General features: G+C 68.2%; 12 protein-coding genes and 1 riboswitch. Of the genes, 6 read left to right on the top strand and 6 right to left on the bottom strand.

Translation table 11 applies throughout. The features are described from left to right. Positions 1 to 101 precede the first annotated feature (101 nt). On the bottom strand, positions 102 to 4,601 hold the full coding sequence (locus tag MB901379_RS23995) for a PE family protein (protein WP_174237018.1): 4,500 nt from the start codon (positions 4,599 to 4,601) through the stop codon (positions 102 to 104). 394 nt (positions 4,602 to 4,995) lie between these two features. Here MB901379_RS23995 and MB901379_RS13160 point away from each other — a divergent pair, with 394 nt between their 5' ends. After that, positions 4,996 to 6,021, top strand: a complete 1,026-nt coding sequence (locus tag MB901379_RS13160) for an LLM class flavin-dependent oxidoreductase (RefSeq protein WP_232021836.1) — start codon at positions 4,996 to 4,998, stop codon at positions 6,019 to 6,021. A gap of 248 nt (positions 6,022 to 6,269) precedes the next feature. After that, positions 6,270 to 6,773 carry an FKBP-type peptidyl-prolyl cis-trans isomerase gene (locus tag MB901379_RS13155; RefSeq protein ID WP_158019143.1) on the top strand — a complete coding sequence of 168 codons (504 nt, stop codon included), beginning with the start codon at positions 6,270 to 6,272 and terminating at the stop codon, positions 6,771 to 6,773. Positions 6,774 to 6,842: 69 nt separating this feature from the next. Here the strand turns inward: MB901379_RS13155 and MB901379_RS13150 are convergent, their stop codons facing one another. Further along, positions 6,843 to 7,484 (bottom strand): AAA family ATPase, encoded by a 642-nt coding sequence (locus MB901379_RS13150; protein WP_158017099.1) that lies wholly within the window; start codon positions 7,482 to 7,484, stop codon positions 6,843 to 6,845. Between the two features lie 13 nt (positions 7,485 to 7,497). Next, complete coding sequence (locus MB901379_RS13145; protein ID WP_158017098.1) at positions 7,498 to 7,851, bottom strand: type II toxin-antitoxin system Phd/YefM family antitoxin; 354 nt, start codon at positions 7,849 to 7,851, stop codon at positions 7,498 to 7,500. Between the two features lie 429 nt (positions 7,852 to 8,280). Between MB901379_RS13145 and MB901379_RS13140 the strand changes: the two genes are divergently transcribed. The 3 genes from MB901379_RS13140 (at position 8,281) to MB901379_RS13130 (ending at position 11,269) form a co-directional block, all read left to right on the top strand. Then, complete coding sequence (locus MB901379_RS13140) at positions 8,281 to 9,387, top strand: DUF2235 domain-containing protein (RefSeq protein ID WP_158017097.1); 1,107 nt, start codon at positions 8,281 to 8,283, stop codon at positions 9,385 to 9,387. A gap of 316 nt (positions 9,388 to 9,703) precedes the next feature. After that, a complete protein-coding gene (locus tag MB901379_RS13135; protein ID WP_158017096.1) occupies positions 9,704 to 10,393 on the top strand; it encodes an esterase in 690 nt (229 codons plus the stop codon). Positions 10,394 to 10,693: 300 nt separating this feature from the next. Beyond that, on the top strand, positions 10,694 to 11,269 hold the full coding sequence (locus tag MB901379_RS13130) for a restriction endonuclease (RefSeq protein ID WP_158017095.1): 576 nt from the start codon (positions 10,694 to 10,696) through the stop codon (positions 11,267 to 11,269). 61 nt (positions 11,270 to 11,330) lie between these two features. Here the strand turns inward: MB901379_RS13130 and MB901379_RS13125 are convergent, their stop codons facing one another. Then, positions 11,331 to 12,374 (bottom strand): 1-aminocyclopropane-1-carboxylate deaminase/D-cysteine desulfhydrase, encoded by a 1,044-nt coding sequence (locus tag MB901379_RS13125; protein WP_232021835.1) that lies wholly within the window; start codon positions 12,372 to 12,374, stop codon positions 11,331 to 11,333. Positions 12,375 to 12,497: 123 nt separating this feature from the next. Further along, positions 12,498 to 12,712, top strand: a riboswitch (cobalamin riboswitch). A 221-nt stretch (positions 12,713 to 12,933) separates the two neighbouring features. On the opposite strand from MB901379_RS13125, the gene MB901379_RS13120 reads away from it, so the two are divergent. Further along, on the top strand, positions 12,934 to 14,664 hold the full coding sequence (locus MB901379_RS13120; RefSeq protein WP_158017094.1) for a PPE family protein: 1,731 nt from the start codon (positions 12,934 to 12,936) through the stop codon (positions 14,662 to 14,664). 30 nt (positions 14,665 to 14,694) lie between these two features. On the opposite strand, the gene MB901379_RS13115 is transcribed toward MB901379_RS13120, so the two are convergent. Further along, positions 14,695 to 15,270, bottom strand: a complete 576-nt coding sequence (locus MB901379_RS13115; protein WP_158017093.1) for a Crp/Fnr family transcriptional regulator — start codon at positions 15,268 to 15,270, stop codon at positions 14,695 to 14,697. A gap of 116 nt (positions 15,271 to 15,386) precedes the next feature. Then, positions 15,387 to 17,339, bottom strand: a complete 1,953-nt coding sequence (locus MB901379_RS13110) for a serine/threonine-protein kinase (protein ID WP_158017092.1) — start codon at positions 17,337 to 17,339, stop codon at positions 15,387 to 15,389. Positions 17,340 to 17,422 lie beyond the last annotated feature (83 nt).

The raw sequence follows: 17,422 nt of genomic DNA, 5'->3' as shown, positions 1-17,422 counted from the left end.
CCAAATCGGCGATACCGGCCGCCCTTCGCAGGTGGGCTGCGGTAACTTTGCTCAACCGAAACCAACATGAAATTTTGGCATTCTGGCCTGGCTCAACCGTTTCAGCCACCGCCAGGGCCGCCGGTCCCGCCCGCACCGCCGGCCCCACCCTTGGTGGGATTGGGCGAACCCGTGGGGCCGCCGCCGGGGTGGCCGGCGCCGCCACCGCCGCCGAGCTTGCCAGCGCCACTGGGGCCGCCCGTACCGCCGTAGCCGCCGCTGCCGCCGTTACCGCCCGGCCCACCGAATTCGCCGTCGGAGCCATTCCCGCCGGTCCCGCCAAACCCGCCGGTGCCGCCGCGGCCGGGGGCGCCGGTCGCGCCGGTCGCACCCGGGGTGGAGCCCGCGCCTCCGGGGCCACCGGAGCCGCCCAAGCCGCCGCGGCCGCCGGTGCCGCCGGTGCCGCCCGTTCCGCCATCTTCGTGGCCTTGCCAAAAGTCGCCGTCGGCGCCGGTGCCCCCGGTACCGCCACGGCCACCTTCGCCGCCAGCGCCGCCAGCACCACCGGCACCGCCCGCGCCCTGGACGCCGGGGGTGCCCGCCACTGCGCCTCCACCGGCCCCACCGTTGCCGCCGGCGCCGCCGGACGAGCCATCACCGCCGGTCCCACCTACGCCGCCGGTGCCGCCGACGCCACCTGATCCGTTCCACGTGCCGCTGGAGCCGGTGCTGCCCGTGGCCCCGCTATCGCCGACCCCGCCGACCCCGCCGACCCCACCGGCTCCGCCGTTGCCGCCGTTGCCGCCGTTAATCCCGCCTTGTCCACCAATGCCGCCGTTCCCGCCGGCCGCACCCGGACCCTTGGCGAAGGAGCTGACCGAGCCGCCGTTGCCGCCGACCCCGCCGACGCCTCCATTGCCGACCAAGCCGGCGTCCCCCCCGTTTCCACCGGTCCCGCCGCGACCCGGCGGGTGCAGGCCGTTAGAGCCGCCGCCGCTGCCGCCGTTACCGCCCTTGCCGCCGGCACCGCCGTTGCCGACCAGGCCGCCTTTGCCGCCGTTACCGCCAGCGCCGCCGTCCCCGCCGGCCCGCAAACCGTCGCCGCCGGCGCCGCCGTTGCCGCCGTTGCCGCCGTTGACCGGCGTGGTCCCGGACGCACCGGTAGCACCCTGGGTTGAACCGGCACCACCGGTCCCGCCGGCGCCGCCGATACCGGCATCGCCGCCGTTACCGCCGTTACCGCCGTTACCGCCGTTGGCCGACTCCAGCAACCCTCCGGCGGCACCATTGCCGCCGTTACCGGCTTTGCCGCCGGCCCCGCCGGTACCGCCGGCCCCGCCGGCGCCCTGGCTACCGGCAATGCCCGCGGGCGCGGCCCCGCCCGCCCCGCCGGCGCCGCCGTCACCACCGGCGCCGCCGGCTCCGCCGTTGCCGCCAGCCTTGCCCGCCGCCCCCGCATCGGTGCCAGCGGCACCGTTAACGCCGCTCCCGCCGGCGCCGCCGGTGCCACCGGTCCCGCCGGCACCACCGTTGCCGCCGTGCCCGCCGAGCGTTCCGCCGCTGCCCCCGGTTCCGCCGACCCCACCCGTGCCGCCCTTGTGGCCGCTGTCCCCGTTGTCACCCGGCAGGGTGCTCGTCAAACCGGCTTGGCCCACTCCGCCGGCGCCGCCGGTGCCGCCGTTGCCCCCGTTACCTGTCAGTCCCCCGTTGCCCCCATTACCGCCGGCGCCGCCGGTCCCGCCCCAGAGCGTGGCGTCGGCGCCGTTGCCGCCGTTGCCGCCGTTACCGCTGGCGGCGATAGTGATGGCGCTGGTGCCTTTCTGGCCTTCGGTGGAGCCGGTTCCGCCGTTGCCGCCGCTTCCGCCGGTGCCGATGTTGCCGCCGTTGCCGCCGTTGCCGCCGTTGCCGTTGTTGGTACCTATGACGCCCTTGGCGCCGTTGCCGCCGTCTCCGGCCAAACCGCCGCGCGCACCGTTGCCGCCGTTGCCGCCAGTGCCTGTGGTGCCGGCGTGGCCGGTGTTGGCTAGTGCGGTCCCGCCGGCTCCGCCGTTGCCGCCGGTTCCGCCGTTGCCGCCGTTGCCTCCGTTGCCGCCGTCTTGGCCGTTGGTGCCTGCGATGGTGGCGTGGGCGCCGTTGGCGCCGTTGCCGCCGATGCCGCCGTTGCCTCCGGTGCCGCCGGCGCCGCCGGCCCCGCCGTTGCCGGCGTGTAGTCCGCCTTTGCCGCCGGTGCCGCCGTTGCCGCCGGCCCCGCCGTCACCGCCGTTGGTGCCTGATGCGCCTGAGTTGGTGGCTGATTGGCCGGCTGTTCCGGTTGCGCCGTTGCCGCCCTTGCCGCCGGTACCGCCGTTGCCTACTAGTCCGCCGTCGCCGCCGTTGCCGCCGAGGCCACCGGTGCCGCCGGCGATGGTCGCGTTGGCGCCGGTGCCGCCGTTGCCGCCGTTGCCGCCGGTGTTGGGGGTGGCGCCGGACGCGCCGTCTAGGCCCTGTCCGCCGATGACGCCACCGGCGCCGCCGAGCCCGCCGGCTCCGCCGGTGCCGGGGTTACCGCCATGCCCGCCGTCTCCGCCGGCGCCGTTGTTGATGGTCATGGCACCGGGTGCGCCGTCGCCGCCGTTACCGCCGATCCCGCCGACCCCGCCGCTGCCACCAGCGCCGCCGACACCGATCAGTTGTCCTCCGGTACCGCCGTGACCGCCTGCGCCGCCGGCCCCACCGTTTGCTCCGGCGGTGCCCGAGCCGCCTGGGGTGTTCGCCGAGACACCGGCGATACCGGCCCCGCCGGCGCCGGCCCCGCCGGCGCCGCCGGCGCCGAACAGTTGGGCGTTGCCGCCGATCCCGCCGTTGCCGCCGGTTGCGCCGGTGCCGCCGGTGCCGCCGGTGCCACCGCTGCCGCCGTCGCCGTAGAGCCAGCCGCCGGTGCCGCCGTCGCCGCCGTTGGCCCCGGATCCGCTGGTGCCGTTGCTGGCGCCGCTGCCGCTACCGGTTCCCCCGGTCCCGCCGTTGGCTCCGGCGCCGCCGTGACCGCCGGCCCCGCCGGTACCTATCAGCGACCCGCCGGCCCCGCCGTTGCCGCTGACGCCACCTGAGCCGCCCGAGCCGCCGTGGCCGCCGATGCCGTCGCTGCCGATCTTGCCGGTGATGTTGGGGAAGGCTTGACCGCCGTTGCCGCCGTCGCCGCCGGCGCTGCCGTTCGCGCCGTGTCCCCCGGCCCCGCCGGTGCCGTACATCCATCCACCGGTACCGCCCTGGCCGCCGCCACCACCGTTGGCGCCGTTGCCGCCGGTACCGCCGCTCCCGGCATTGGCCCCTAGCAGACCGTCACCGCCGCCGCCGCCGTTGCCGGCACTACCAGCGGTGCCCCCGGCGCCGCCGGCCCCGCCCATGCCCCACAGCCTGGCATTGCCGCCGGCCCCACCGATACCGCCGGCGCCGCCGTGGCCGCCGGCGGCTCCCGCGCCGCTACCGCTGCCGATATTGACCGCGCCGTTGCCGCCGTTGCCGCCGGCCCCAGCGGCAGCACCAGACCCACCGGCGCCGCCATCGCCGAATAACAACCCGCCAGTGCCCCCGGCCCCACCGTTGCCGCCGGTTCCGCCGGCCCCACCCGCTGACCCTTCGAGGCCTACGGTTTGCGAGCTAAAGCCACTGCCCCCATGTCCACCGACACCGCCCTGCCCGCCGGTACCACCAACCCCCCACAACCCGGCATGCCCGCCGACTCCACCAATCCCGCCGGCTCCGCCGTCACCGCCACCAAACAGGACGCCGTTTTGGCTCAACGTGCCGGCGGCGCCGTTGCCGCCGTCGCCGCCCTGCCCGGCGGCCCCGCCATTGCCGAACAGCCCGCCATAACCTCCATCACCACCATTGCCTCCCGCTGCACCGGACGTGCCTGGGATCACTCCCGCCGCGCCAGTCCCACCGACCCCGCCGGCCCCGCCATTGCCGAACAACCATCCGCCAGACCCGCCAGCACCGCCGGCGCCTCCGGCACCGACAACCCCGCCGAATAAGGTGCCCGCCCCGCCCGCTCCGCCGGCGCCACCATCACCGAACAACCAGCCGCCGGCCCCGCCGCGACCACCGGAGGCCCCAGCCCCACCAGCGCCGCCGGCTCCGCCATTGCCGATCAGCCCAGCATCGCCACCACTTCCCCCGGCCACTCCCCGGGTGCTGCTCGCACCGCCGTTGCCGCCATTGCCGTACAGCAAACCCCCCGCACCGCCGTTTTGCCCGGGCCCACCATCGGCGCCATCACCGATCAACCCGCGCCCCCACAACGCCAGGGTCGGTGCATTGATCACCGCGAGTACGTCGTGTTCCACGCTTTGCGCTGCGGCATTGAAAGCCTCAGCAGCCGCATACGAGCTACCCGCGCCGGCCAACGCCTCCATAAACCGGCCATGAAAGACCGCCACTTGGGCACTGATGGCCTGATACTCCTGGGCCTGCGCGCCGAACAGCGCCGCGATCGCCGCCGACACTTCATCGGCACCCGCAGCCACTATCTGCACAGTCGGACCCATCGCGGCCGCATTGGCCGCACCCAGCGCCGACCCCAAAGCCGTCAACTCCGAAACCGCCGACTCCACCAACTGCGGCGACACACTCACAAACGACATCGCGACGCCTCCCCAACGCTCAAGACCAGCCAACACACACCCAGCCCGGCCGAACACCCACGGCCAGCCAGCCGCTCGAACACCGATAATCGCGCCAAAACCACCACCCCCGCATGGCCAAAACCACCACCCCCGCAAAGCTGCCTGTGCAAAATGCATGTATGCCCACGTGCCGCCAACGCCCTGGTGACAGGGCCGCCAGTGGGCGAAGGCGATGGTGACACCCGTCTCAACCGCATGCGGGTGGTGGTGTTGGCTGCGGCGGGGCGAGTGACCCCGCTCGCGGCGGACTCGGACAGCGGCTGCCGCAGGGATGTCCCGGCTTCACTTGGTCCCGGCTTCACTTGGTAGATGTAGGGACTGCAGGCCCACATCATGAAAGGTGGCTGGTGCGGTGCACGGACACGATGACGACGGCCAACCGTCACGGGATGCCCCATGTTTCGGGCTGGTCCTCGCATTGGTAACCCGTGGACTGGCGATCAGCGAATATCCGGAGATGGTTCGGGTATCCGGCATCGCCGAAAGGTACGGCTTCGGTTCGGTCTGGCTGTGCGATCACTTCCTCACCTTGAGTGCGGACGACCACGTGCAGCAGCGGGGCGCGGTCAGCGCGGAAGTGCACCGCCAAGAAGCCACGCCGCCGGCGTCGATGCCGTTACTCGAGGCATGGACAGCGCTGAGCGCACTCGCCCGGGACACGACAAATCTGCGCCTCGGGACCAGCGTGCTGTGTAACTCCTACCGCCATCCGTCGGTGTTGGCCAAGATGGCCGCCACATTGGATGTCATCTCCGAGGGCCGCCTCGATCTCGGACTGGGTGCGGGGTGGTTCCAGCATGAATTCGAGGCGTACGGAATCCCGTTCCCCCCTGTTGGGGATCGTGTTGCTGCTCTCGGTGAGGCGCTGGAGGTCATCACGGCGATCTGGACGCAGCTCAATCCGGTCTACTCGGGCAGGTTCTACACGCTAGACGGAGCCATCTGTAACCCGCCGCCTCTGCAGCAGCCGCATCCCCCGCTGTGGGTCGGCGGCGAAGGCGACCGGATACATCGCATCGCCGCGCGCTTCGCCCAGGGGATCAACATCCGGTTTTGGCCACCGGAGCAGGTGCAGCGGCGCCGGGCCTTCCTCACGCAGGCCTGCACGGCGGTCGGGCGTGACCCGGATACTTTGCGACTATCGCTGACCGCAGTCCTCGCACCCACGCGGTCGGCCGCGCAGGAAGCCGAGGTCCGCGAACAGTTTTCGTCGATCCCAAATTCGGGTCTGATCGTCGGCCCTGCGGATCGGTGCATCGAGCGGATTGACGAATACTACAAATCCGGAGTGGACACATTCCTGTTCGCGATCCCCGATGTTGGGCGATCGGACTTCATCCATACCGTCGGTCAAAAGGTCATACCGGCATTCCGCTGAGCGGGCCAGCCGACGGCCACGCGATGAGGTGCTAGCCACCGGTGCCGAGGCCGTAAGGATGCCTCGGTCGAGGACCCGTCGGACTTCCCGTCCACCGGGGACCGACGCCTGAGCGTCGAATCGCATGATCGGTGAGTTCTCGACAGCGGCTCCCCGCGGCGTGGGGCGCACCATGTGGCTGTAGCGTGACGGCCGTGAAGTCTTTCCGGGTCTATTCCTCCCTCGTGCTCGCGGCCAGTGTCGCGGCAATGGTTCTGCCGCTCGCCATAGCGGGCACGGCAGCCGCGGCCGGCTCGTGTCCAACCGCAGCGGCGCAGAGCGGTGCAACGCCTGAGTGGACGTTGACTGGAGCCACCGGCAGCGTTGCGGTGACCGGATCCACCGAGACGACGGCTCCACGCGTGAACGTGACGACACCGTTTAGCGTGAGCCAGACTCAGGTGCATACGCTGAGCGCGGGAGATGGCCCGGTGGTCCCGGGCACGGCTAGGGTTTCGGTCTGCTACATGGGCGTCAATGGACGTGACGGATCGGTGTTTGACAGTAGCTACGAGCGCGGCGCTCCGGTTGACTTCCCGCTGGGCGGAGTCGTGCCGGGCTTCCAGAAGGCCATCGCGGGACAGCAGGTGGGGTCCACCGTTGCCGTCGCCATGACCTCCGCTGACGGCTACCCCAATGGACAGCCCAGTGCCGGAATCCGGCCTGGTGACACGCTGATTTTCGCGATCAAGATCCTGAGCGCCTCGAGCTGACGATCGTGAGCGGCTGCTGCCTTCGCGTGGTTCGTCTCGGCTGAGCAGCCCGCGTTGGCCGCCGTCCGGTCAGAGCTGCAGCGCGGCCGCCACGACGGGTTTGGCCCAGTCCGGCGTGCGGGCCAAATCGGGTGGCCCGATGATGCGGCCGGATCGCATGTGCAGGACCAATACCGGTTGTGGCGCCTGCCCGAGCGCCGGATCGGCGGTCGCGGAGTTGTCATACACCCGCAGCTCGGCGAGTACGCGCAGTAATTGCACGAGATTGAGCAGGCTGTGGCGGCAGCGACGCCGGATGTCGGCCTCGGGAATGTCATGCCCCCCGGCGCGGACCCGTTGCCGTACCCGCTCGACGTGAGCCTCGGCGCTGGCCAGCCCCACGTAGAAGATACGGACCTCGATGCCGCGTGCGGCGGCCTCGGCCAGCAGTCGCGGCATGGTGTTGCCGCCGAGCGTGGTCTCGAAGGTGAAAGCGAGGCGTTGATGGATGGCCCGTTCCAACAGCTTTCGGCCCTGCTCCCACGCCGCCCCATTTGCTTCGCGCTGACCTAAAGCGGGGTTGGCCGCGATCAGCGCGCGTGCCGCCTCGTCGGGGTCGTAGTACTGACCGCCAGCCGCGCGGATCGCCGCGCCGCCGATGCTGCTCTTACCGGCACCATTGACGCCGGCCAACACGTACAGCCGCGCGGGCGCCGGCGTTTTGCGAGCCATGCGACGCGCCGGATCACCGCCGCCGCGTGGTGCGCGCCGCTTTCACCGCGGCAGCGCCAAGTTGGTCCGGTGTGGCATCGAAGGCGGCCGCGACGCCGGCTTTGGCTTCCGGTGTCTGCATGGCGGCCAGCAGCGCGTCGAAGCGCTCAGTGAGATCATCGAGTGCCGGTGTGCCTGCGGTCAGGGCCTCGAATTCGGCGTACGACAGCAATACCGCCTTGGGAATGTTGTGTTTGGTGATCACCACTGCTCCTTCCAGTGCGGCCTGCTCAAAGACCGTGCCGAATTCGTTCTTGAGCCGGGTGGCGGTCACGGTGGGTACATCGACCAGCTTGCCGTCGCGGTCGCGAAACGTGACGGTGGACATGGCGCTACCCCTCCTTCGGAAACTGAACCCTCGCCATTTTAGCCGGATTGTCTATTTTGTTCGAATAGTGCGCTTGTGCCGGACTGGTCGCGGGAAGTCGGGGCCCCCGGCCGCCCGTAGGCGGCAACCCAGCCCATCGATCGCACCCGATATTCCCGGCGCCTAAACACCGCCGTATCAGGTTCATTGCCACCCAGGGATCTTCGGGTCGTGCCCAGGGATCGATCGACGTGGTGTCCTGCCCGTGCCGCCAACGCCGAAAACAGGGCCGTGACCATTGCGAACACGCCTGCAAGGTGGTATCGGTGATACCGTAGTGCGCCTGACCGAAGCGGCTCAAAGCAGTCCAGAGCAGTCCAGAGCAGCCCAGAGCAGCCCAGAGCAGCTCCGTGCATGTGCAGCGGCGGCCCCGGTCTAGAGGGGTGCAGGATGTCAAAGCATCTGGTGGTGTGCTGTGATGGCACCTGGAACACCCCGGATCAGCAGAAGCCGACAAATGTCACAAAGGTCGCGCTGGCAGTATCGCAACAGGCGCCCAGTGGCCGCGAGCAGCGAACCTTCTACCACTGCGGGGTCGGCACCCGCCGGTGGGAGCGAATCCGCGGGGGCGGCTTCGGCTTCGGGTTGTCACGCGACCTGCGTGAGACATACCGCGTAATCGTGCAGAATTTCGACCCGGGCGACCAGCTGTATTTCTTCGGCTTTAGTCGGGGCGCATTTACCGCACGCAGCATCGTTGGCTTCATCCGAAACTGCGGCATCCTTCGCCGAGAACACATTGATCGCCTCAACGAGGCCTACCGGCTGTACCGCAGTCGGCGCCCGGACTCAAACCCGCGGGAAATCGAGGCGACCTTGTTTCGGCGCTCCTACTCTCACGAGACCCGGATCCGCTTCATCGGGGTGTGGGACACCGTGGGTTCCCTCGGTATTCCGCTCGACGGGCTGCGCTTGGTCAACCTGTTCAACCGTCGATGGCAGTTTCACGATACGGAGCTGAGCGGCATTGTGGACTCGGCTTTTCATGCGTTGGCGATCGATGAAAAGCGTGGGCCGTTTCGCCCCACACTCTGGGGACCAAGGGCGGACGCCCCGACCGATCAACGCATCGAACAGGTCTGGTTCACCGGAGTGCACTCCGATGTGGGCGGAGGCTATCCAGAACACGAACTGAGCGACATAGCGCTGCTGTGGATGGTCGATCGGGCCCGCAGCTGTGGCTTGGCATTCGATCACGACGCGTTCTTGTGTCTCCCCTCCCGCGATGCCCAAGCGCCCCCCGGCGCCACGTCTGTCACCGCTCGCACCGCCGTCTATCCCGATCCCCTGGGTCCGCTGCACGAATCCCGCACCGGCGTATACCGACTAATCAAACCGTTCGTTCGGCCGCTGGGCACAACCGACGCGTCACACGAGTACGTTGCGTCCAGCGCGGGCGAGCGGCGAGCGCACCTACCGACGTCCGCGCCAGCCAACCTTGTCGCCTATCTCGACAACACCCCGCAAACTATCGAAGTCGAGGAGATTTGCCGCTAGACGAAAGGTCGGTGCCAGCGGTGCCCGCTCCCTGAAGCTGCGAACGACCATTACGTCATCGCCTGCGCACTGTCAGCGGTGATCGATATCCTGCATTGAACAGTCGCCGGTGCCCTATGACGAGCGGATTTGCTTCGAACGACAGCGACGAACCGGGGCTAACGGCGCCGAGGCGGGATGAACCACTAATCTGCTAGCTTGATTCCCGGCGATCACTGGGGTTCGCTGACCCACACCCGTGTCGACCCGAATCTCACGGCAAGTCAAGCCCTGGTCTATGCCGCCGCGCCGCCAATTGCTCCGGAGGAAACGCGACATGCGCAACACGATGTTCGTGCTTATCACGATGGCCGTTCTCGTTGGCAGCACGGGCGTCGCCGCGGCAGCGCCCAAGAGCTACTGCGACGAGCTCAAAGGCGTCACCACCGGCCAGGTATGCCAAATACAGGTGTCAGACCCCGCGTACACCATCGACATCAGCCTGCCGAGCAACTATCCGGACCCAAAGTCGCCGCTGCAGAGCTTTGTCAACGAGACGCGCGACGACTTCCTGGGTGTGGCGAAGTCCTCCACTCCGCGAGACACGCCCTACGCGCTGGACATCACCTCGACCAATTTTGAATCAGCGATACCTCCGCGCGGCACTCAAAGCGTGGTGCTCAAGATCTACCAGAACGTCGGCGGCGCACACCCAGCAACCACCTACAAGGCGTTCAATTGGGACCAGGGCTACCGCAAGCCGATCACCTACGAGACGCTGTGGCAACCGGACACCGATCCGTTGAAGGTCGTTTTCCCGATCGTCCAGAGTGCATTGACCAAGCAGGCGGGCACCGACGTTCCCATCGTGGCCAGCGCCGGCCTGGACCCGACGAATTACCAGAACTTCACGATCACAAATGATGGCGTCATTTTCTTTTTCGGCCAGGGCGAGTTGGTGCCCGACGCCGTCGGCGCCACCCAGGTGTTGGTTCCGCGTGCCGCGATAGACTCCATGTTGGCCTAGAGTTCGCCGCGCCAGTGCTCATCGTTGGCATGGACCGGCGCTAGTGGACCGCTGGCGAACTTGGTCGGTTTCCTTGACCGCACAAACGATTTCGCAGTCGCGTCGTTGAGTCATGCCACGCAGCGATGATGCGGCCGGACGCTGACTGGTCAGCAGCGCAATGCCAAACCGATGCGGTACGCCCTAGTGTCCTATCGCTGCCGGTTGTCGTCGGCCATCCGTATCATCGGCTCTCATGCACAGGTTCTCGTCAACGGCAGGAGCACCGAACCTCCCGCGCTCACGGGATCTGCTCGCGGCATGAAGAGTGCCTTTCTGTTCCTTCCGCTCTACTTCGGGCTCATCATCGGGTTCATCGGTAAAAGCGTCGAGATAGGGCTAGTGGGAGCCGGTTTCGGCATGTTCTTCGCGTTCTTGGTGTCCGGAAAGGCCAATCGGGGCTCGCTGCGGTGGCGGCGGGCCCGAGCAACCATGGCAGAAATCGACGCCATGAACGGGGCAGAGTTTGAGGCCTACGTCGCCGAACGCCTGCGCCGGGCGGGCTGGGAGGTGGAATTCACCCCGGCGGTCGGCGACTACGGCGTCGACGTGATCGCACAAAAAGATGGCCAGTGGGCGGCGATCCAGTGCAAGCGCCACGGTAGACCGGTCGGTGTCGCGGCTGTCCAACAGGTAGTTTCGGGCGCGGCGCACCACGGATGCACGCGGAGCATTGTGATAAGCAACCAAGAATTCACCTCTGCAGCAAAACAATTGGCCGCTACCCACGGTTGTCAGTTGATTGGACGCAGCGCCCTGCAAAACTGGGTGCCGCCGCCCAGGCGACGAGCACCGGCACCGAATAACCGACCACGGCCGGCAGCCTCGAAGCGGTGAGTGCGCGCAGTATCGCGATCGAAGCGACACACACGCGCCCGGCGCTTTCACCGATTGGGTGCTACCGGGGCCCGTTGGTGTGCAGATAGAGCGTGGGTCCGCCCGGCAGCCGGTCGTTGGCCGCGAGATCGAGCAGTGCCGCCATCGTTTTGGCGGTATAGACCGGATCCAGGTCAAGGCCTTCGGTTTCGCGTGCGTGTTGCAGCGCGTGAGTGCCCTGACTGGTCGGGTGGCCGTAGCCGGCGCCCAACCAGTCGCGTAGCAGCATCAGTCGGTTTGCCGGCAAGTCGGTGTGTGGCAGGTTGGCGCCTCGGCTTTCGAGCAGCCGCGCCGCCCGATCGGCAAGCGATGTGATTGAGCGGTGATCCAGGTGGAGCTTGTCGTTGACGACGATGCCTATCACCTGGGTGTCGGTGAGACCGGCAAGCGCCAGTCCGAGGTACAGGCCCGCGACCGTGCCACCGGATCCGACCGCGGTGACGACGGACGATGGTGCCGGCATGGCGCCGGCCTGTACCTGTGCGGCGAGCTCGAGCCCCGCCTCGACGTAGCCGAGGGTCCCCAACGGTGACGACCCACCGACGGGCAGCAGGTAGGGCCGGCGGTGGCGCAGGTAAAGATATGGCGCAACAGCGACCGTGCGGGCTTTGCTGTGCGTGAGATGGATGTCGGCACCCGATGCGCGGAGGCGTTGCAGGTGGGCCTCGACGTGCTCGTCCACCGGTTGATCGACGAGCGCCAGGGCGGTGTGGATGCCGAATTCGTGGGCGTACAGGGTGGCGGCCAGACCCCAGTTGGTACCGAGGCCACCGAAAGTCAAGATCGTGCTACGGCGCTGTCTTTTGATCTCAGGCAGCAGCCATTCCAGCTTGCGGACCTTGTTGCCGCCCCAACCACCGTTGCCGTAGACGCCGTCGTCCTTGATCCACACCGGTTGGGTGCTGATCAGCCGGGACAGCTGACGCACGGGCGTGGGCCCGTCGCCGAGGGGGAAGCGGTCGAGGGTGTCGCGCACCTCGGGAAAGCGCGCATGCAGGTATGCGGTTAACACCTCGGCCATTATCACCGATGCGGCAGCAGCGGTGACCACGGCGAGCACCGACACTCAGCGGCCGCCCAAAGCGTGCGATGTCGGCTGGGCACCGCCTGTGACTTAGTTGTCAACGTTGGGTCGAACGCGTGAGGTCACGTATTCTAGTCCCGCGGCTGGTTTGCTGGCGTCATTCTGAGTGTCGTCGGCATCAAGCGGCGGATGCTATTGCAGATCCGTCGCGAGAGGGAACCCGGTGTGAATCCGGGACTGTCCCGCAGCGGTATGCAGGAACGAACATCGTCATCGGCACTGGACCCATGGCCGTGGGACTGGGAAGCGGCGGTTAGTAGGAGCACCATCGTCGGTGCGAGCCTGTGAGTCCGAAGACCTGCCAGTCGCGCCGGGCACGTTGTGTCCGGAGCGCGTCGCCTCGTGGATTGGGCGGATGGCCGTAGCTATGCCGACGCGGTGCCGGGTGGGCGGCGCCATTTCCGGCGGTAGCGGCTAGCACGTTCCTCAGGCGGCGGGCATCCCGTCGTACCGGAGGACGATTGATGGCCCTACCAGCCCGCACCGCAAGAATGCCGGTCGCGCCCCACATCGGCCGGCCCCCGCGCGCCGGCGGTGATCGATGACCGCGCCGATCTGGCTGGCCTCGCCGCCGGAAGTGCATTCGGCGCTGCTGAGCAGCGGCCCTGGCCCGGGTCCGTTGCTGGCAGCCGCCGGCCAGTGGGGTGCGCTCAGCGCCACCTATGCCGAAGCGGCCGAGGAGTTGACCGCCCTCCTGGGTGCCGTGCAGGCCGGGGGGTGGGAAGGTCCGACCGCCGCGGCCTACCTGGCCGCCCACGGCCCCTATCTAATGTGGCTGATGCAGGAAAGCGCCAACAGCGCCGCAATGGCCATCCAGCAGCAGACCGCAGCTGCGGCTTACACCACTGCCCTGGCCGCCATGCCTACCCTGGGTGAACTGGCCGCCAACCACGCCACTCATGCGGTGCTGGCAGCCACCAACTTCTTCGGCATCAACACCATCCCGATCGCGCTCAACGAGGCCGACTACGTGCGGATGTGGATTCAAGCCGCCGCCGTGATGGGTACCTATCAGGCCGTTTCGACTTCGGCATTGGCCGCCGCACCGCGGTCGACCCCGGCTCCGCCGATCATGAAAGCCGACGCGCAGGCGCTCACGGCAGCACAGGCCGCCGCCCAGCCCCCGGACTGGCAAAACCAAATCCTGCAGTGGCTGCAGGCGATCGGGTACACCGCTTTCTACGACAACGTCCTACAACCGTTCATCAACTGGTTGGCAAGCATCCCGTTCTTGCAGGCGCTGTTTGCCGGAATTGATCCGTATCTGCTCATCCTGGGCAATCCGCTTACTTACCTCAGCCCGCTCAATATCGCCTTTGCCCTCGGCTACCCGATGGATATCGCCACCTATATCACCCTGCTGTCGCAGACCTTCGCCTTTATCGCCGCCGATCTGGCCGCGGCGTTTGCTTCGGGGAATCCCGCGACGATCGGTCTGACCATTCTGTTCACCACCGTCGAAGCCATCGGCACGATCATCACCGATACCGTCGCGCTGCTGAAAACCCTGTTGGAGCAGACCGCCGTACTCCTGGCCGTGGTGCCGTTGCTGACCGCTCCGTTGGTGCCGTTGGCAGCTGGTGCCGTGCTGGCACCTCTCGGTGCCAAGGGCTTGGCGGCCCTGGTTGCCGTGCCGCCGCCGGCGCTCCCCGTCACCGCGCCCGTGACCCCGCCGGTCGCGCTTGCGCCGCACGTCCCGCCCTCTCCGCCAGCGCCGGCGCCCGTGGATACGACCACCGTGACCCTCACACACGCGCCGTCGCCACCGCCGACTACCGCACCGCCGTCGATGACCGGGGCCGGCGTCGGGGTGGGGATGGAGAACCTCGGCTACATGGTTGGTGGTCTGACCGCGGATGCCAAGAGGCCAGCACGCGCGAGTGCCCGCAAGAAAGCGTCGGAGCCGGATAGCGTCGAGGATCCGGCCCTGGCGCCGACGCCGCACGAACCGGCACGGGCGCAGCGGCGCCGACGCGCGAAGGTCGGGCAGCTGGGCCGCGGCTACGAGTACATGGATTTGGACGCAGACTCGGTACCCGATTCTGCGCCCGGCGAGCGGATCACCGCGGCGGTCGCCTCATCCGGTGGCGCGGGTGCTCTCGGGTTTGCCGGTATCGCGGGTAAGGCCGGTGCCCGGCCCGCGGCAGGCTTGCTCACCCTGGCCGATGACGGATTCGACGACGGCCCGCGTGCGCCAGCCATGCCGAGCACCTGGGACGGCGATCCGACAACGCCCGACCGGCCGTCCGGACCGGGGGCCGACTGCGGGTAATCGCCGTGACACCGATCACCGGCCAGCAGGCTAAGGCTTGTGGTTACGTTCGATCCACTGGCTGAGCGCATCCTCGAGCGCGGCCGCGACGCTCATGCCGGCGATAGCGGCGGTCTGTTCGAAGCGTTCTGCCACCTCGGTTGCGACCGCGACGTTGATTTTCGTATGTTGCGGTTTTGGCTTGGGCGGCAAGGTCACCGGTACATGCCGGGCGGCAGTCGCCTCCATGGTGTCGCGTAGTGCGGGTATCTCCTCGAGCAAGCGGTCGAGATCATCGCGCTCGATCCGCAGCACCTCGGCCGGCCCTGTCGTCGTCACGGTCGCGGAACGCAGCTTCCCACGGCGAAGCGCAGATTCGCCGATCACCTCCCCCGGCCCAAGCACGGCAATGCGATCCTGGCCCACATACACCCCCGCCTCCCCGCTGAGGAGGATGAAGCAAGCGTCCGACGGAGTCTGCTCACGAATCAGCGGCCAGGGCACCGACTGCGAAATTCGATGTGCTGCCCCGATAAGACGCTGCAGCTCATCATCGGAGAAGCCGTCGAACGCGGTGAACTCGCGCAGCTGGCGGGCATCTTTCGCGCCTGCCACATCGACATCCATGTGCGCTCCTGACCTGCGATGTGTCTCTGACATCCCGGACAGCTCTGATGGCCCCTAGACATTGAGGAGCCTACGCGGATTTCCTGGTAGACGACCTAAGACGCGCAGGCCGAGGATCAGCGTGCGCGCAACGTGATATCGGAAATGGCCGTGCGGCTCTGTCCGTTTGTTGTGCCCAACTTGCTAATCCACACCAGCACATCGGAAGTTTTCGTCGCGTTGTTCACCCTGATGCGGTTGTGCCCCGGCTTCAACGGCACGTTGGGAGTCAGCTCGGTGGTATCGGACAGGCTGGCCGGAGTTGCGCTGTCGGCGGCGCGGATCTGCACCTCGGTTCCGGTGCTGGGGACGTCGATGGTTACCTCGCTGAGCGCGGTGGGCTGGGACAGCTGCAATACCAAGCCGACGCCCTTCTTGAACGTGGGAAACGGCGCGGCATCGACGTAGACGTCTGTGGGCCAGGCCGTATTCGGATTGCCGTCGATGGCCAGACCCGCATCCCCCGGATGGTCGGGCGCACCACCCGGAGAGAACACGGTGGCGCGCTGCACCTGGACGATCGGCCCCGGACCGTTGGGCGACCACCTCCCGAACCCGTGGGTGAGGAATACCGCGGCGACCGCGATCGCCACTACCGCGAGGAACCCCACGATCACGGCGACGGTTCCCGCCTTGCGGGACTTCGATCCCGGGGCGGCATTGGCTGTCCCTTTTCGCCGGCCGTTTTTGACCTTGACCGACGACCGTCGTCGGCCCCGAGTGGCGACCGAGTAGTTGACCACCGCGTCGGCGAACAGCGTCCCGCCATCCCAGATGCCGCTGACCCCGACGACGTCACCGTTGGCCAGCTGCCCGGTAATGGAGGTGCCGCGAAGTTCGACCGGAATGCTGGTGTGTGGCTCTCCGGTCGACTCGTATCGCTCCAGACAGAACGACCAGACTTCCTCGTTCTGCTCGGGGCCGGCAGGTCGTTTCTGTACCGAGACCGCGGTGCCGTCCACCGTCATCCGGTCCAGCCGCTGGGTGTGGGGTCCCTTGGTTGAGGCGGGTTCGTCGTCAATCACGAACGGAGCCGTGTGCACACCGCTATGTGGGGGACGGCGCCGTGCCCCGGCGGGTGGGGCCGATGGGGAGGGCGTCGGGCGTGCCGATGGTTCGACGGACGGTAGGTCCCCCGAATCGAGCGGCCCGGTGGCAATGGCGGCCCGGTCCGCGTTGCGCTTAGCCGCGATCGGATGCGCGGCAAGCGCCTCGGCGAAATCGAGGCACCGCGGATAGCGATCGTCAGGATTCTTGGCCAGCGCCTTGGCGAACACGTCGTCGAGGTGGGCAAGGTCGGGGCGGCGCTCGGAAAGCCGGGGCGGAGGGGTATTGAGGTGATGGCCCACCACGACGGCACGGTTGGAGTGATCGAACGGCGGCGCGCCGGTCAGCAGGTGAAAAGCCGTACCGGCCAGCGCGTATTGGTCGACGCGGCCGTCCAGCGGCTTGCCGGTGAGCTGTTCGGGCGCCGCGTAGGCGACGGTACCGATCGCCATCTGAGCCTCGGTCAACGCCCTCGTATCGTCGGTCTCGCGGGCGATGCCGAAGTCGGTCAACAGCACGCGGCGCCGTGCGCTCTCGGTGGGGGCCGTGACCAGGATGTTCGCCGGCTTGACGTCTCGATGCAGCAGGCGCCGTTCGTGCGCGACGTCCAAGGCTTCGGCGACCGCCGTCACAATCTCCACGACGTCGGGTAGGGGCATCCCGGCCCCTGAGCGCTGCTCAAGCAGCTGGCGGGCATCACTCCCGTCCACGTAGTCCATCGAGATCCACAACCGACCGTGGAACTCGCCACGGTCGTGCACGCCGACGATGTGCGGATGAAACAGCGTCGCCGCCAGCTCGGCTTCGCGGATGAATCTGGCCCGGAACTCCTCGTCGTCCGTGGCATCCAGCGACAGAATCTTGAGTGCGTTCAGACGCGGCAGGCGGGGATGCTTGGCCAGATAGACCTCACCCATTCCACCGGAGCCGAGCAGCCGCTGAATGGTGTAACCGGCGAAGATGTCACCGTCGCTCAACGGCATAGTCGAAAGCCTAGCCGGTGGATCGCCGCGGCCAGGCATCCCCGGTGTCCACGGGTACCCAGTGACCGGCCGATCCCCCATCA

Origin of the sequence: Mycobacterium basiliense (assembly GCF_900292015.1) — a bacterium.
Classification (GTDB): domain Bacteria; phylum Actinomycetota; class Actinomycetes; order Mycobacteriales; family Mycobacteriaceae; genus Mycobacterium; species Mycobacterium basiliense.
The sequence above is the reverse complement of the archived record's forward strand: the minus strand, read 5'-3'. Positions and strand labels throughout refer to the sequence as shown.

What these genes read in the sequence shown, in the direction of transcription:
- MB901379_RS23995 (WP_174237018.1), bottom strand. Translation starts at nt 4,601, where the DNA reads ATGTCGTTTGTGAGTGTGTCGCCGCAGTTGGTGGAGTCGGCGGTTTCG.
- MB901379_RS13155 (WP_158019143.1), top strand. Translation starts at nt 6,270, where the DNA reads ATGGTTCTGCCGCTCGCCATAGCGGGCACGGCAGCCGCGGCCGGCTCG.
- MB901379_RS13150 (WP_158017099.1), bottom strand. Translation starts at nt 7,484, where the DNA reads ATGGCTCGCAAAACGCCGGCGCCCGCGCGGCTGTACGTGTTGGCCGGC.
- MB901379_RS13145 (WP_158017098.1), bottom strand. Translation starts at nt 7,851, where the DNA reads ATGTCCACCGTCACGTTTCGCGACCGCGACGGCAAGCTGGTCGATGTA.
- MB901379_RS13140 (WP_158017097.1), top strand. Translation starts at nt 8,281, where the DNA reads ATGTCAAAGCATCTGGTGGTGTGCTGTGATGGCACCTGGAACACCCCG.
- MB901379_RS13135 (WP_158017096.1), top strand. Translation starts at nt 9,704, where the DNA reads ATGCGCAACACGATGTTCGTGCTTATCACGATGGCCGTTCTCGTTGGC.
- MB901379_RS13130 (WP_158017095.1), top strand. Translation starts at nt 10,694, where the DNA reads ATGAAGAGTGCCTTTCTGTTCCTTCCGCTCTACTTCGGGCTCATCATC.
- MB901379_RS13120 (WP_158017094.1), top strand. Translation starts at nt 12,934, where the DNA reads ATGACCGCGCCGATCTGGCTGGCCTCGCCGCCGGAAGTGCATTCGGCG.
- MB901379_RS13115 (WP_158017093.1), bottom strand. Translation starts at nt 15,270, where the DNA reads ATGGATGTCGATGTGGCAGGCGCGAAAGATGCCCGCCAGCTGCGCGAG.
- MB901379_RS13110 (WP_158017092.1), bottom strand. Translation starts at nt 17,339, where the DNA reads ATGCCGTTGAGCGACGGTGACATCTTCGCCGGTTACACCATTCAGCGG.